We start from the raw sequence: 12,818 nt of genomic DNA on the forward strand, positions 1-12,818 counted from the left end.
CATTTTAACCTCAGGGGAAGCAGCATGTTCACCGATACCATCAACAAATGCGCCGCCAACGCGGCGCGCATCGTCAGGCTGTCGAAAGACAGCCCGCTGGGCTTTTGGATCAGCTCGGCGATGGCCGGGGCCTACGTCGGCCTCGGCATCATTTTGATCTTCACCCTTGGCAATCTGGTCGATCCGTCCCTTCGGCCATTAGTGATGGGCGCCACCTTCGGCATCGCGCTGACGCTGGTGATCATCGCCGGTTCCGAGCTGTTTACCGGCCATACAATGTTCCTGACGCTGGGCGTCAAAGCCGGTACCATCCGCCAGAGCCAGATGTGGGCAGTCCTGCCGCAAACCTGGTTGGGCAACTTGCTGGGGTCGGTGCTGGTGGCGCTGATGTATTACTACGGCGGCGGCAGCCTGCTGCCGGTGGACACCAGCCTGATTCATACTGCCGCGCTGGCGAAAACCACCGCCCCCGCCGAGGTGCTGTTCTTCAAAGGCGTACTGTGCAACTGGCTGGTTTGCCTGGCGATTTGGATGGCGATTCGCGTCGAGGGCGCCGCCAAGTTCATCGCCATCTGGTGGTGCCTGCTGGCCTTTATCGCCTCCGGCTACGAACACTCCGTCGCCAACATGACGCTGTTCGCCCTGTCCTGGTTCGGTCATCACAGCGAAGCCTACACGCTGAGCGGGATCGGCCATAACCTGTTGTGGGTGACGCTGGGCAATATCCTGTCCGGCTCGGTCCTGATGGGCCTGGGTTACTGGTACGCCACCCCGCGTGCCGAACGTCCGCAGGCCGAGAAAACCGCAGCGCGCCAGGCTGCATAATATTCCGGGGCGCACTGCGCCCCCGTTGCCAATTGCTCGAGGTTTGCCGATGGATTACCTGCCGATTTTCTGCCAACTGCAACACAAAGCCTGCCTGCTGGTCGGCGGCGGCGAGGTCGCCGAACGCAAGGCGCGCCTGCTGCTGGACGCCGGCGCGTTGCTGACCGTCAACGCCTGCGCATTCAGCCCCCAGTTCCACGAGTGGGCGGCCCTTGACCGGGTTACGTTGGTGGAAGGGGAATTCAGCGCGGCATTGCTGGCGGAAAAATGGCTGGTCATCGCCGCAACCGATCGGCTCGAGGTCAACGCGCTGGTCTATCAGTGCGCCAACCAGCAACGGGTATTCTGCAACGTTGTCGACGATCCCAAACGCGCCAGTTTTATCATGCCGTCGATTATCGATCGCTCGCCGATCATGGTCGCGGTGTCCTCCGGCGGCAAGGCGCCGGTGCTGGCGCGGCTGCTGCGTGAAAAGCTGGAAGCCGTATTGCCGCAGCATCTTGGCAAGCTGGCGCAACTGGGTGGATCATTGCGCCAACGGGTGAAACGGCACTTTACCGGTGCAGGTGCCCGCCGTCGTTTTTGGGAGAAGTTGTTTGCCCATGACCGGCTGGCGCAGTCGCTGGCCAATGATGACCAGGCGCTGGCGCAACGGCAGATCGAACAGTTGTTCGACTGCCCTGCGGAGGAGTCCGGCGAAGTGGTGCTGGTGGGCGCAGGGCCGGGGGACGCCGGTTTGCTGACGCTCAAGGGTTTGCAACAGATCCAGCAGGCCGACGTGGTGGTTTACGATCGGCTGGTGTCCGACGAGATCATGACGCTGGTGCGCCGCGATGCCGAGCGTATCTTCGTCGGCAAACGCGCGGGCCATCATTGCGTACCGCAGGAGCAGATCAACCGCATCCTGCTGGAGCAAGCGCAACAGGGTAAACGCGTTGTGCGGCTGAAAGGCGGTGACCCGTTTATTTTCGGCCGCGGCGGCGAAGAGCTGGAAACGCTGGCCGATGCCAATATCCCGTTCTCGGTGGTACCGGGCATTACCGCCGCTTCCGGTTGTTCTGCCTACAGCGGCATTCCCCTCACCCATCGCGATCATGCGCAGAGCGTGCGGCTGGTGACCGGCCACGCCAAGAGCGGCGGCGGGTTGGACTGGGCGACGCTGGCCGCCGGGCAGCAAACGCTGGTGTTTTACATGGGCCTGACGCAGGCCGCGGACATCCAGCGCCAGCTGATTGCCCACGGCATGCCCGCGAGCACGCCGGTGGCGCTGGTAGAAAACGGCACTTCATGCCGTCAGCGGGTGATCGAAGGCGAGCTGAACCAACTGGGGGCGCTGGCCCAACAGGCTGCCAGCCCGAGCCTGATTATCGTCGGCAGCGTGGTGAGCCTGCGCAGCAAGCTGAACTGGTTCGCCAGCCAGGAAACGCCGCAAAAGCTGGCTCAAATGGCCTGATACCGACGTAAAAAAAGCGGCTCATGGCCGCTTTTCTCTCTGCGTAAAGCATTACGGCTGCGATACGAAGCCTACTGCCTGATAAACCTTCGCCAGCGTTTCCTGAGCGCGCGCGCGCGCCTTGGCCGCACCGTCGCGCATGACCTGCTGCAGCAAGGCCTCGTCATTGCGGAAGTTGTGATAACGCTCCTGCAACTCACCCAACATACCGGATACCGCGTCGGCAACCGCGCCTTTCAGGTGGCCGTACATCTGGCCTTCAAATTCGGCTTCCAGCTGAGCGATGCTTTTGCCGGTCACACCCGAGAGAATATCCAGCAGGTTGGACACACCCGGCTTGTTCGCCACGTCGTAACGAATCACCGGCGGCTCTTCGGAGTCGGTCATCGCGCGCTTGATTTTCTTGGCCACCGCTTTCGGATCTTCCAACAGGCCGATCACGTTATTACGGTTATCGTCCGACTTGGACATCTTCTTGGTCGGATCCTGCAACGACATCACGCGCGCGCCAGACTTGGGAATGAACGGCTCAGGCACCTTGAACACATCGCCATACAGCGCGTTGAAACGCTGGCCGATGTCACGGCTCAATTCCAGATGCTGCTTCTGGTCTTCGCCGACCGGCACCTGGTTGGTCTGATACAGCAGAATGTCCGCCGCCATCAGCACCGGGTAGCTGAACAGACCGGCATTGATGTTTTCCGCATAGCGCGCGGATTTGTCTTTGAACTGGGTCATGCGGCTCAGCTCGCCGAAATAGGTGTAGCAGTTCAGCACCCAGCTCAGTTGAGTGTGTTCCGGCACGTGCGACTGCACAAAGATGGTGCTCTTTTGCGGATCGATGCCGCAGGCCAGATACAGCGCCAGCGTATCCAGCGTAGCCTTGCGCAGTTTTTCCGCGTCCTGACGTACGGTGATGGCGTGCAGATCGACGATGCAGTAGATGCAGTCGTAATCGTCCTGCAGCTTAACCCACTGACGCAGCGCACCCATGTAGTTGCCAATGCTCAGTTCACCGGACGGCTGCGCGCCGCTAAATACGATGGGCTTACTCATGTTTAAATTTCCTGATTCTCTAAAGATGACAGCCCAAGAGAGGGCAACAAATCGGCAAAGCGCTCCAACACGCGGTCGGGATGGCTCAGGGCAATAGCCTCGCCGTAGTTATAACCGTAGGTCAGCGCAGCGCTTGGGCAACCCGCCCCCTGTGCCGCCTGAATATCGTTGCGCGAATCGCCGACGAACAACAACTCATTGGCGCGCAGACCAAGCTTGCCGAGCACCAGATACAGCGGCGCCGGATGCGGTTTCTTTTCCACCACGTCGTCACCGCCGATGATCAGCGAGAAATAATCGATAATGCCCAACGCGGTCAGTAACGGCGCAACAAACGGCGTCGGTTTGTTGGTCACCAGCGCCATCGGATAACCCTGTGCGGCCAGGCGGGCCAGCGTTTCTTTCACCTGTGGGAACAGGCGGCTGCCGCTGTCGACGGTTTGCGCGTAGAAGTGATCGAAGCGCTCACGCAACTGACTGTTGTGTTCCGGCGTGGCTTCCACTTCAGCCCAACGCAGCGCACGCTGCACCAGCACGTCGGCGCCATTGCCAATCCAGGTCCCCACGCGGGCTTCGCCGGCCTGCGGCAGGCCCATTTCGGCCAGCGCCAGATCGATGGCTGCCGCCAACCCCGGCGCGCTGTCTACCAGCGTGCCGTCGAGATCGAAGGCCAGAGCGCGGATCGCGCTGAAATCAGCCATGAGTCACTTTCGCCAGTTCGCTGCGCATCTCGTCGATCACCTTGCGATAATCCGGCTTGCCGAAGATCGCTGAACCGGCGACAAACATGTCCGCGCCCGCCGCCGCAATCTCGGCGATATTGTCTACTTTCACGCCGCCATCGACTTCCAGACGGATATCACGGCCACTGTCGTCAATCAGCTTGCGCACCTGGCGCAGCTTATCCAGCGTACCGTGGATAAACGACTGGCCGCCAAAGCCCGGGTTGACCGACATCAGCAGGATCACGTCGACTTTATCCATGACGTAATCCAGGTAGCTCAACGGCGTCGCCGGGTTGAATACCAGGCCGGCCTTGCAGCCGTGCTCTTTAATCAGTTGAATGGTGCGATCGACGTGTTCGGAGGCTTCCGGATGGAAAGAGATATAATTGGCGCCCGCCGCAGCGAAATCCGGGACGATGCGATCAACCGGCTTCACCATCAGATGCACGTCAATCGGCGCGGTGATGCCATAGTCGCGCAGCGCCTGGCAAACCATCGGCCCGATGGTCAGATTGGGAACGTAGTGGTTATCCATCACGTCGAAGTGCACCACGTCGCCGCCTGCGGCCAGCACGTTAGCGGTATCTTCACCTAACCGGGCAAAATCTGCCGACAGAATGGACGGGGCTATTAAAAACTTTTTCATCCGCAATCTCCAAACGTAGGGTTCGAATTGTTATACCCTTCGCGTTTCAAGCCGCAGCGTGGTTGGCTGCACCTGAAATCCGCCGGGCATATACGCCGGGGCGTACCCCGGTTTAACGATAGAGCGCCAAAAGCTCGTTCACTTTACTGCGACCAAGAATATTACGGCTGATGGTGCGGCGCGCTTTCACCACGTACAACGCGGCATGCTGGTACCAGTCACGCGTCAGCTCGGTGTCATGGTTGGAAATCAATACCGGCACCTGGCTTTCCACAGAAAGCTGATGCGCCATTAACGCCAAGCTTTGCTGATCGGCAATGCTGAAGCTGTTGGTGTGGTAAGCGGTAAAATTCGCCGTCGCCGATAATGGCGCATACGGCGGATCGCAATATATCACCGTCCCGCGCTCGGCTTTTGCCATGGTATCGCGGTAATGCTCGCAGACAAAAGTGGCGTTGCGGGATTTTTCAGCGAACCAGTACAGCTCTTCTTCCGGGAAGTACGGTTTCTTGTAACGTCCGAACGGGACGTTGAACTCTCCACGCAGATTATACCGGCACAGGCCGTTATAACAGTGGCGGTTCAGATAGAGAAACAGCAGCGCGCGGCGATAAGCATCGGCACTGGTATTAAACTCTTCGCGCAGCAGGTAAAAGCGATCCGATTGATTGAACTCATCGGTGAAAAGAAGGCGGGCATCGCGCACGAAATCATCCGTACGCAGCTTAACGATGTTATACAGGTTGATAAGATCGCTGTTGATGTCGGCGAGAATATAGGCGTCGTACTCCGTGTTCAGGAAGACTGAACCCGCACCCACGAAGGGTTCGATTAAGCAGTCGCCCGCCGGCAGATGACGACGAATCTCGTCAACCAGCGGGTATTTTCCACCAGCCCATTTTAAAAAAGCGCGGTTTTTCTTCATGCCGTCAGTTAGCTACTTATACAATTCAGAGCGGCGGATTGTACTCTGTTTCAGACAGCACATCAGCGCACAAATTTAAATGATTATACCCTTCATCTTTCAAGCTGCAGCAATGTCGACTGCGTGCAGTTATTTGGCCTGTCCATGAGCCTACCCCTCTCGGAGCCACCGCAGGGGGCGGGCAAATCTGCTCATGGCACACTTGCCCCCCATCACCGTAGGGGCAAAAATCTTCGCCCCGCTTACTACGGCCGCAGCATCTACATCCCTACAATGCATGAAATCCATGCCCTGACTGCAGCTTGAAATCTATTGGGTTACTTTTTCAGGTCCTGCTGAACCTGACGTACAGGCTTGGCCCACGGTTTTTTCGCCTGAACATCCGCCGGCAGCGTCGCGATTGCGCGCTTGGCTTCAGCCGCAGAAGCGTAATTACCGCTCACCAGCACATACCATGCTTTACCGTCACGCTGGGTCGCGTACACCTGATAATTCTGCAGTTTCTGCTGCTTGGCGTAGGCGTTCAACGTATCGGAACGCGAAGCGCTGCTCAACTGCAGGGTATAGTGGCTGGCCGGGGCAGACTGCAGCGAACTGCCGCTGCCGCTAACAACGCCCGCCTTGGCACTCGTCGTGTCCGCTTTGGCGCTCGTCGTGCCCGTTTTGCTGCTTGCCGCTCCCGGTTTAGCGGAAGGAGCCGGGGTATACACCGTGGTTGGCGCTTTATGCTGCTGCGTCGTCGCCGGTTTACTGACGGTTTTTGCCGGTGTCTTATGTTGCTGTGACCCAGAGCCCTGAACCGGGCGCGTTGCTTCTTTAGCCACGGTAGCGGCGGCGCCGTTCATCAGGGTGGCCGGAGCCGTAGGCAGCGTTGAAGCCGGGCCACTCATGCCCTGCGTCGCCGCATCAACCTGGCCCTGCTGGGCGGATAACGCATCCGACATATTGCCCGGCAGATCGACACGCTGCTGCGCGCCATCCTGCACCGGCTGCGGTTGCGCTTCTGTCGGAGTGCTGGAGATCGGTGGAACGCTGACGTTTTGCGGCTGTTGCGCGGAAGTGCTGCTCACGCCGTTATTGTCATTGGTATCGGTCGTGCCGCCTGGAACACCGGTATTGCCGGTGGTCAGCGACGAAGAACCGGACAGGTTGATGTCTTTGGCCGCGCCGTTTTGCGCGCCTTCCTGTGCCGCTTCATGCTTGGTAGGCGCCTTCAACGCCGAGCCGATACCGACAATCAGCAACAGCAGCACCAGAATACCGATGCCAATCATCAAGTGCTGACGCGAAACGGCAAAGCGTGGTCCCGGAGCCGGTTTACGCGAACGTGCAGGACGACGATCGCTGCTATCAGGTCTGAGATCGTCTTCCGGTTTAAACTCATCCATCTGAAACCCTCCAACTAGAGGCAAAAGCCCACCACCGTAGACCTACCGTGGTACGAGCAGATTAACCCGATGATGGCAAAGCGACATCAGTCATGCTTTGCACATTATTAATATAGATGTAAACAGCGGCTAAGCCACTGTTACTTCGTCCGATTTACTCAGGCGTTCCGTTCAGGCAAGCAAGCCGCGATAGAAGCAAGCACCACATCATGCCCGACTCCGCCACGAACTTCCGCCTGACCAATGGCCGTCGGCAGTACCAGACGCAGTTCGCCGGCCAACACTTTCTTGTCGCGCATCATGTGCGGCAAATAAGATTCCGGCGCCATTTCCTGCGGCCCGCACACCGGTAAACCCGCGCGCAACAACAGGGTTTTAATGCGTTCAATATCCTCGGCGGAGAACTGGCCGAGACGATGCGCGGTTTCCGCCGCCATCATCATGCCGGCGGCAACGGCTTCGCCGTGCAGCCATACACCATAGCCCATTTCTGCTTCAATCGCATGGCCATAAGTATGGCCCAGATTCAGCAGCGCGCGCAGACCGCTTTCGCGTTCATCAGCGGCAACCACCTCGGCCTTCAGTTCACAGCAACGGCGGATACAATAGCCCAGGGCATTCATATCCAGCGCAACCAACGCATCGATGTTGTTTTCCAGCCAGACGAAGAAATCACTGTCGAGAATGATCCCGTACTTGATCACTTCAGCCAGACCAGAGGAGAGCTCACGCGCCGGTAAGGTTTTCAGGCAGTCCAGATCAACCACCACTGAAGCAGGCTGATAGAATGCGCCGATCATGTTTTTACCGAGCGGATGATTGACGGCGGTTTTGCCGCCAACGGAAGAGTCCACCTGCGAAAGCAAGGTGGTAGGAACCTGAATAAAGCGGACACCGCGCTGATAGCAAGCCGCGGCAAAACCGGTAAGATCGCCCACCACGCCGCCGCCGAGCGCGATCAATGTGGTATCGCGACCGTGAGGCTTTTGCAGCAGCGCCGAGAACACCTGCTCAAGCACGGCAAGGGATTTATACTGTTCGCCATCAGGCAAAATCACCTGATCCACCATTACGCCCGCCTGTTCAAGCACCTTCCGGACCCGGTCCAGATAGAGCGGCGCCAAGGTCTGGTTGGTGACCAGCATGACCTGTTCACCCGCCTTTAGCGGCATAAAAGAAGCCGGATCGTTAAACAATCCGGCGGCTATGGTAATCGGGTAGCTGCGCTCCCCAAGCGTTACGGTAATTCTCTCCATGTCGCGCTCAGTTCTCAATGTGTGGTTTATCCCCGCTGTTGCGGGGAACACAATCAGTCTTTCCGCATTTGCCGTGGCGAACACGGAAACCGCAATCAGTTGCTTTCCAGCATATTGATAATCTGGTTGGCAACCACTTTAGCGCTTTGATCGTCGGTGCGGATGGTGACATCTGCAATTTCTTCGTATAACGGATTGCGCTCTTTCGCCAACGCTTCCAGCACTTCGCGCGGAGGAGAATCAACCTGCAACAACGGACGCTTTTTGTCGCGCTGAGTGCGGGCCAACTGCTTCTCGATGGTGGTTTCCAAATAAACCACGACACCACGCGCCGACAGACGGTTACGCGTTTCACGCGATTTAACCGAACCACCGCCGGTAGCCAGCACAATCCCTTGCTTTTCCGTCAGTTCATTAATGACTTTTTCTTCACGATCGCGGAAACCTTCTTCACCTTCCACGTCGAATACCCAGCCCACGTCAGCTCCGGTACGTCGCTCAATTTCTTGATCGGAGTCGAAGAACTCCATATTGAGTTGCTGAGCTAACTGACGGCCAATAGTGCTTTTGCCGGCACCCATAGGCCCAACCAGAAAGATATTGCGTTTCTCTGCCATGTTTTTGGTATTACTAAGACTATTCGTTAATGTTAACCCGCCCCGCCAATCAAATCAGCGGCGGGACCTAAACTGAAACCTCATGAGCGATAGTGCGAGATCAGACGGAAAATTATCTCAACACTCTTGGTAGTTTGGCAACCGAATAAATCGCAATCCACGCCGCAGGAGGGAAACCATACGTTTTTAACGGCGTCTTGGCGTTAACAAAAAACCTCGGTGCTCAATTCGGTAACCCTTGTAAGCTAAATCGGCCGCAGCGTCAAACGCAGATGCCCCCAAGGTGAGAAAAAAGTGCATCTGCTCATCAACTTTAGGCGATTTCCACCGAACCTGACAGCTTGCTGCTCATGCCTTAATCAATGTCGGAGTAATGAATATCACCAGCTCGCGTCGTTTATGCTGTTTGGTGCTCTGTTTGAACAAGGAACCCAGCAGTGGAATATCCCCGAGCCCCGGTACCTTGTCCGCCCCCTGAGCGCTCTGGCGCTGAAATACGCCGCCCAATACAATGGTTTCACCGTCTTTCACCGTCACCTGGGTTTTGATCTCCTGCTTATCGATCGCCAGCGCCTCGCCATCCGCCCGGCTGATGGAACGCCCGGGCATGTTCTGGCTGATTTGCAGCGTCAGCGTAATGCGGCCGTTCGGCAAAATTTTCGGCGTCACCTCCATGCCCAATACAGCCTCCTTGAACTCCATCGATGTCGCCCCGCTGCTGCCGCTCTTCACCTCATACGGGATTTCCGTACCCTGCTTAATGCTGGCGGTTTGCTGATGCGCAGTCAGCAAGCGCGGGCTGGCGATGATTTCAACCCGGTTCTCCTGCTCCAGTGCCATTAGCTCCAGATCCAGCAGCCGTCCGCCGATGCGCGCCAGGTGGAAACCGGCGCTGACCGCGCTGCGTTCCAGCGGCAAGCTCACGTTAAAATCCCCCATCCGCAATGGCTTTGCAGCACCTTCATCCGTGGCCAGGCCCCAACGCACGCCGAGCTCGCGCAAACTTTCACTGTTAATGGTGACAATATGCGCCGCCAGCTGTACCTGCGCCAACGGCGCATCCATTTCCGCGATGCGCTTGGTTAATAACGCCACGATTGGGGCAGTATCGCGGATCAGCAGCGCGTTAGTGCGTTTATCCGCCACAACGCTGCCGCGCTCGCTCAGTAAAATACTGCCCTGGGCATTCAAATTTTCGGCAATCTCAACCGCATCGGCATGATTTAACGTCAGGGTTACGCTTTCCAGCGGCTGCTTTTGCGCCAAAGCCAACTGTTGCCGTTGTTTCTCCTGTTCATCCGGTTCGGGAAACACCATCATGACGTTGCCTTCCAGCGTCATCGACAGCTTTCCCATACGCAGGATCACCGCCAGCGCTTGCTGCCAGGACACGTTATCCAACCGCAACGTCAGGTTGCCGCCCACGCCAGTCGCGGTGACCACATTGAGTTGCTGATAATCCGCCAGCGCCTGCAATACCAGGGTTACCGGCGCGTCCTGAAACGCCATCGATATCGGTTCCTTGTTCTGTGTCGCCATGCCGTAGGCAGCAATACCCCACAGCACCGCGCCCAGCCAAATGCCTCCTTTCATTTTTTTTCTTCCTTATGGTTTCCCAATGTCAGCACCAGGGTATTGTCAGCCGCCGGACAAGCCGGATCTTCAGGACCCGCTTTCAACACCAGCCGCCCCTCAAACACCTGTTCCACTCGCCAGCGCCCCCCCAGCAGACTTTGCCGAGACTCTAAACGCAACCACTGCCCTGCGGGCGTGACCACCCAGGCATGGCGCGACGCTGCCTGCCCGACGGTCCCCTTCAAAAGCCAGTTTGCCGGTGATTCTCTCTGCGTCAGGCACTCAGACGCGGGTGGCGGCATAAAGGGATTGCGCGGTTGCGCCATCAACGCCCACGGCAGCAACAGCCACCAAACCCCATAACCTTTATTCATCCGCATTTACCGGAGCGGCGTCTGCCGGCGCGTCGTGTAAAACGAAGTGCACCGTCAGATCGTCAGCCTGTGCTTCAAGGGTTATTTGATCGATGCGAAATGCGGGAGGCAACGCCTCCAGCAGCCGCAATAAACCGCCGTAATGAATGTTCAGGCTCAGGGTTTGACGCTGCGATTTCTCCTGCTGCTGCCAGCGTTGCAATGCAGCACCCGCCAACGGCAGCACTTGCGTCAAATCGCCATGGGCGACGGGCTTGAGCGCGTACTGCTGCAAGCGAAGATTAATCTCCTCCAACGTTGGCATCTGGGCCAACTGCTGTCTTAACGGCTCAATCTGCTCAATCAGACGCTGTTGCTCCGCCAATGTGCGCTCCCGCTGCTGCCATTTCTCGTGCAGAAAAAGCATGACGAGCAGCAAAGCCAGGCAGCCCAACACCATCCCCTGCGCAACCAGCAGCTTCCAACCCGGCAGGTTCAGCCAGTGCCTTGTCCAGAGTGGCAACGGCTTATCCATTCAGCCCCCATTGCGCCATCAGAGTGAATGAGAACAGGCCATCCTGGCGCTGTACCACGTCCGCCAACCGACAGCGCTGCAATAGCGGCAGTACCGCCAGTTGCCGCTCAAACTGGACGACAGCCCCATATCGGCGGCTGAGGCCCCGCAGCGTGATATGTTGTGCGTTGCTTTCCAACGAGGTAAGCCACATCGGCGCTGGAAGAATGACCGCAAACTGCTGTAACAGCTGCAGATAACGCCGATTGTGCGCCTGGTTCTTCTCCTGCTGATCCGCTTGCGTGGTTAAGCGAGCCAAACGCGCCATCGCCTGCTGGAGTTGCTGATAGCGCTCCGCCAACGCCGCCTGTTGCCGGGACAGCGTCGACAAAGCCTCATGCCGCTGTGTTTGTTGATGACTCATCAGGCCAAAAACAACCGCCATTGCCGCCAGTATCAACACCAGTTGCAAGACGAAAATTCGTAACCAGAAGGCACAACGGCGGCGCTGGGCCAGCCTGCGCCAGGGCAGAAGGTTGACCTGATACATCAGTTGTCCCCGCTGCGCAGCGCCAGCCCCCCGGCCAACACAAATGCCCCCGGCAATCGGGGTAACGGGGGCCGCAATTGGTTGAACGCGCTGAACGGTGACCATGGCAAACACCCCTGAGGAGGCGGCTCGTCCACCACGCTGCTGTAATAAATCGGCTGCTCACCGATTGACGGGCAGGCTGCATGCATCGCCGCCAGCGCCTGGCTTGCCTCGCCCTCCGGCAAAATGCCATAGGCAAAGGCCGTGCGGCGCGGGGCGGTCCACAGCCACTCCCGATCGAGACGGTGCAGCAAACCGGCTTCAGCCGGTACGCCTGCGGCAAATGCCATCATGTGCAAGGCACAAGGAGTGATGTCGACCACCTGCGGCCGTAAATTGGCCTGACGCAAACAATGCAGCCACTGCTGCAACTCTTGCTGGCGCGCGGCGGTGAGCAACAAAGCGGCAGAGTCAGGCGGAGATTGGCGGTAGTCCAGCGCCAATGTCTGGCTATCCAGCGGGAACTGCTTCAGACCATGACGGGTAATATAATCACCGCGCGCCGGCTCTTTCAGCCTGGCATCCGGCATCGGCATCAGATGCTGCAAAACTCGCTGGGCAGGCAAAGCAATGCGTAAGCAAATATGTCTTGGCAACTGGACCCGCCATTGCCGCAGTGCGTGAGTCAGCACCTCGGGTTGTTCGAGACACCTTTCGCGCAGCACCGCTTGCGGCAGCGTTTGCTGCCACCAGTGACGCAGTTGCCAACCGTTGCGGCGGCGCTGTGCCGCCACGGCGCAAATGCGGTTACTTTGTATATCCAGCCCCACCTGCCATGCTTGAGATAACATATTTCGCCCGACCTCCATATCGTCAGATGATAAAAGAACATATCCATGTTGCAGGCTTGCCTTTATACTACCGCGCGGTTGTTTATAAACTGCCCAAATGAC

General features: G+C 58.0%; 14 protein-coding genes. 2 read left to right on the forward strand and 12 right to left on the reverse strand.

The genetic code is table 11. The features are described from left to right. Positions 1-24 precede the first annotated feature (24 nt). On the forward strand, positions 25-825 hold the full coding sequence (gene nirC / locus ACTJJ1_RS20720) for a nitrite transporter NirC (protein ID WP_004951298.1): 801 nt from the start codon (positions 25-27) through the stop codon (positions 823-825). 49 nt (positions 826-874) lie between these two features. After that, positions 875-2,278, forward strand: coding sequence for a siroheme synthase CysG (cysG, locus tag ACTJJ1_RS20725; protein ID WP_440835100.1), 1,404 nt, complete (start codon positions 875-877; stop codon positions 2,276-2,278). Between the two features lie 51 nt (positions 2,279-2,329). On the opposite strand, the gene trpS is transcribed toward cysG, so the two are convergent. From trpS to pilM, 12 genes are all read right to left on the reverse strand, one after another. Then, on the reverse strand, positions 2,330-3,334 hold the full coding sequence (gene trpS, locus ACTJJ1_RS20730) for a tryptophan--tRNA ligase (RefSeq protein ID WP_004951301.1): 1,005 nt from the start codon (positions 3,332-3,334) through the stop codon (positions 2,330-2,332). 2 nt (positions 3,335-3,336) lie between these two features. Further along, positions 3,337-4,035: a phosphoglycolate phosphatase gene (locus tag ACTJJ1_RS20735; protein ID WP_004951303.1), complete on the reverse strand. Its 699-nt coding sequence runs from the start codon at positions 4,033-4,035 to the stop codon at positions 3,337-3,339. Further along, complete coding sequence (gene rpe, locus ACTJJ1_RS20740; RefSeq protein WP_004951304.1) at positions 4,028-4,705, reverse strand: ribulose-phosphate 3-epimerase; 678 nt, start codon at positions 4,703-4,705, stop codon at positions 4,028-4,030. The genes ACTJJ1_RS20735 and rpe overlap by 8 nt, the downstream gene beginning before the upstream one ends. A 112-nt stretch (positions 4,706-4,817) precedes the next feature. Continuing rightward, the gene (dam, locus tag ACTJJ1_RS20745; protein WP_004951307.1) at positions 4,818-5,630 is read right to left on the reverse strand and encodes an adenine-specific DNA-methyltransferase; all 813 of its coding nucleotides are present in this window, start codon (positions 5,628-5,630) and stop codon (positions 4,818-4,820) included. Between the two features lie 317 nt (positions 5,631-5,947). Next, positions 5,948-7,018 (reverse strand): SPOR domain-containing protein, encoded by a 1,071-nt coding sequence (locus ACTJJ1_RS20750; RefSeq protein WP_004951310.1) that lies wholly within the window; start codon positions 7,016-7,018, stop codon positions 5,948-5,950. A gap of 158 nt (positions 7,019-7,176) precedes the next feature. Next, on the reverse strand, positions 7,177-8,274 hold the full coding sequence (gene aroB, locus ACTJJ1_RS20755; RefSeq protein WP_004951314.1) for a 3-dehydroquinate synthase: 1,098 nt from the start codon (positions 8,272-8,274) through the stop codon (positions 7,177-7,179). A gap of 95 nt (positions 8,275-8,369) precedes the next feature. Then, a complete protein-coding gene (gene aroK, locus ACTJJ1_RS20760; RefSeq protein ID WP_004391482.1) occupies positions 8,370-8,891 on the reverse strand; it encodes a shikimate kinase AroK in 522 nt (173 codons plus the stop codon). Between the two features lie 348 nt (positions 8,892-9,239). Then, positions 9,240-10,484 carry a DNA uptake porin HofQ gene (gene hofQ / locus ACTJJ1_RS20765; protein WP_440835104.1) on the reverse strand — a complete coding sequence of 415 codons (1,245 nt, stop codon included), beginning with the start codon at positions 10,482-10,484 and terminating at the stop codon, positions 9,240-9,242. After that, positions 10,481-10,840, reverse strand: a complete 360-nt coding sequence (locus tag ACTJJ1_RS20770) for a DNA utilization family protein (protein WP_041417220.1) — start codon at positions 10,838-10,840, stop codon at positions 10,481-10,483. Before ACTJJ1_RS20770 ends, hofQ begins: the two co-directional genes overlap by 4 nt. Next, positions 10,833-11,354 carry a hypothetical protein gene (locus ACTJJ1_RS20775; RefSeq protein WP_122290018.1) on the reverse strand — a complete coding sequence of 174 codons (522 nt, stop codon included), beginning with the start codon at positions 11,352-11,354 and terminating at the stop codon, positions 10,833-10,835. The genes ACTJJ1_RS20770 and ACTJJ1_RS20775 overlap by 8 nt, the downstream gene beginning before the upstream one ends. Next, positions 11,347-11,883, reverse strand: a complete 537-nt coding sequence (locus tag ACTJJ1_RS20780; RefSeq protein ID WP_440835106.1) for a PilN domain-containing protein — start codon at positions 11,881-11,883, stop codon at positions 11,347-11,349. The genes ACTJJ1_RS20775 and ACTJJ1_RS20780 overlap by 8 nt, the downstream gene beginning before the upstream one ends. Beyond that, positions 11,883-12,716, reverse strand: a complete 834-nt coding sequence (gene pilM, locus ACTJJ1_RS20785) for a pilus assembly protein PilM (protein WP_440835108.1) — start codon at positions 12,714-12,716, stop codon at positions 11,883-11,885. The genes ACTJJ1_RS20780 and pilM overlap by 1 nt, the downstream gene beginning before the upstream one ends. Positions 12,717-12,818: the final 102 nt, after the last annotated feature.

The sequence above is a fragment of the Serratia sp. 22264 genome (genome assembly GCF_052045345.1).
In the GTDB taxonomy this organism is placed as follows: domain Bacteria; phylum Pseudomonadota; class Gammaproteobacteria; order Enterobacterales; family Enterobacteriaceae; genus Serratia; species Serratia plymuthica.

Coding starts and splice junctions, on each gene's coding strand:
- nirC (WP_004951298.1), top strand. CDS start 25: ATGTTCACCGATACCATCAACAAATGCGCCGCCAACGCGGCGCGCATC.
- cysG (WP_440835100.1), top strand. CDS start 875: ATGGATTACCTGCCGATTTTCTGCCAACTGCAACACAAAGCCTGCCTG.
- trpS (WP_004951301.1), bottom strand. CDS start 3,334: ATGAGTAAGCCCATCGTATTTAGCGGCGCGCAGCCGTCCGGTGAACTG.
- ACTJJ1_RS20735 (WP_004951303.1), bottom strand. CDS start 4,035: ATGGCTGATTTCAGCGCGATCCGCGCTCTGGCCTTCGATCTCGACGGC.
- rpe (WP_004951304.1), bottom strand. CDS start 4,705: ATGAAAAAGTTTTTAATAGCCCCGTCCATTCTGTCGGCAGATTTTGCC.
- dam (WP_004951307.1), bottom strand. CDS start 5,630: ATGAAGAAAAACCGCGCTTTTTTAAAATGGGCTGGTGGAAAATACCCG.
- ACTJJ1_RS20750 (WP_004951310.1), bottom strand. CDS start 7,018: ATGGATGAGTTTAAACCGGAAGACGATCTCAGACCTGATAGCAGCGAT.
- aroB (WP_004951314.1), bottom strand. CDS start 8,274: ATGGAGAGAATTACCGTAACGCTTGGGGAGCGCAGCTACCCGATTACC.
- aroK (WP_004391482.1), bottom strand. CDS start 8,891: ATGGCAGAGAAACGCAATATCTTTCTGGTTGGGCCTATGGGTGCCGGC.
- hofQ (WP_440835104.1), bottom strand. CDS start 10,484: ATGAAAGGAGGCATTTGGCTGGGCGCGGTGCTGTGGGGTATTGCTGCC.
- ACTJJ1_RS20770 (WP_041417220.1), bottom strand. CDS start 10,840: ATGAATAAAGGTTATGGGGTTTGGTGGCTGTTGCTGCCGTGGGCGTTG.
- ACTJJ1_RS20775 (WP_122290018.1), bottom strand. CDS start 11,354: ATGGATAAGCCGTTGCCACTCTGGACAAGGCACTGGCTGAACCTGCCG.
- ACTJJ1_RS20780 (WP_440835106.1), bottom strand. CDS start 11,883: ATGTATCAGGTCAACCTTCTGCCCTGGCGCAGGCTGGCCCAGCGCCGC.
- pilM (WP_440835108.1), bottom strand. CDS start 12,716: ATGTTATCTCAAGCATGGCAGGTGGGGCTGGATATACAAAGTAACCGC.